Here is a 1,677-nt window from a genome sequence, read left to right on the forward strand (position 1 = left end):
AGATGTGTATAAGAGACAGGCGCCCGTCAGGGCAGAGAATCCATGCAGCATTCCGTCATTACCCCCGACATAGATCATGGGCAGACGGTTGGCCATACTTTTTGCAAAATCGATATATCCCTTGTAGCTGTAGTTACTGACGGGTTGAGCGGTGTACCACACCTGGGAGTTGACAATATCGCCTTGGCGTGAAGGTCGAACGCGAAATGGCAGGCTCGAGGTATTGCCCTCAAGCAAACGACTGCCACGGATGAAGTTGACCCTATCCTGGCCTCTGGTGTCCGTGTTGAGCAGGGCCTTCTGACTGCTGCTGAGCAGGTTGTTGTTGGTGGCCCATTCAAAGGAGACACCCTGGTTGCTGGTGTCGTTGTAGGTCACGATCAGGCGGCTGGTGATATCGGCCTCGTTCAGGGCATCCAGCTTATCCGCCGTGGTGATGTAGTTGTTGGGATAAGCAGCACCAGCCTTGACTCCCCAGCCAGTATTAGCACTGCGCTCGCCCGTGGTCTTGGCAATGGTGTCGGAACGCACATAGCCTTTCCAGCCCTTGGCTTCGTAACCTGCGCTGAATTCCGCGCTGTCGGTGCGCGTATTGGTGGCAGATGAATTGGTCGCGCTGGTGATGGGCGTCTGGTTGTCGGCGTTGATGGTGTTGAAAATATCGCGGAAGGCTTTTGTCAGTTCCGCCTGGTTCATGGCGGGGAAGTATTTCCCGCGACCATTGATGGCCATATGCCAGAGCTCAACAGTTCGATAGTTTTCACGTGCGCTGTAGTTGTTGGCGCCGTCGCAGGCATTGTTGCCATTGCACAAAGGACTTGGCCATGTGATTGTGCCCTGGATCAACTTGGAGAAATCCCCGCTGTAGGTATCGCCGCCCCATTTGGGTGCGTCGCTCAACGAGCTCCAGTTTGAAGCTGTTGCCCCAAAGCCGATCGTGTAGGTGATCATGTGCTGCCAGGTGGCAGGGTTGTTCTTGGGATTCCAATAGGGGGTTATGGTTTTCTGGCTACTGCCCGTGCCGAAAGTCTCGTCAGTGGATTTGCTGGTCAGTGGATTCAGCTTGTTCTGAATGCCGGGCTGCAAGTCGGTTGCCCAATAATAAAAGGACAGGTCCGCCAGTGTATTCAGGCCATAGGTGGTGATGGCACCCTTGTTGTTCTTGACAGTGGGGAATCCCCATGGATCGTAGTAGATTTTTGTCTCATTGCCGTTGGCTGTGTATTGCTTTCCGTCGGGCAGAGAAAAAGAGTTTCCATCTATATTCCCGTCACCTACTGCGTAATATCCGGTGGTGCTGCGATTTCCATCAACGTGGGCGCTGGTGGTGGCGGCATTGCTATTCCAGCCCCCGTCGGTCATGAAAACGTGGTAGGCGCGCCGACATTCCAGAATGGTTCCCTCGCTCTCGCTGGGCTTTTCACCCCAGGGATTGTCCTTGCCCAGGCCGGTTTTCATGAGGTAATCGCCGGCGTTGCGCACCATGATATGGCTGGGTGTGCCACCGCCCTGGGAGATGTTGTTGACCCAGGTGTTGAACGTGCTGCGATGGGTTCCCGAGAAGGATTTCAATGCACGGTCTCCATTCGTGGGTATACCAGGCTGTCTCTTATACACATCTAAAAGGGGGGGGGGGGGGGGGGGGGGGGGGGGGGGGGGGGGGGGGGGGGGGGGGGG

At 55.8% G+C, this 1,677-nt stretch carries 1 pseudogene; it reads right to left on the reverse strand.

What is annotated here, in order from left to right:
- Nucleotides 1-1,572, reverse strand: a pseudogene (locus JHD82_RS28890) (hypothetical protein); the annotation flags it as partial.
- Nucleotides 1,573-1,677 lie beyond the last annotated feature (105 nt).

Origin of the sequence: Delftia sp. ASV31 (assembly GCF_016428765.1) — a bacterium.
GTDB lineage: Bacteria > Pseudomonadota > Gammaproteobacteria > Burkholderiales > Burkholderiaceae_C > Comamonas > Comamonas acidovorans.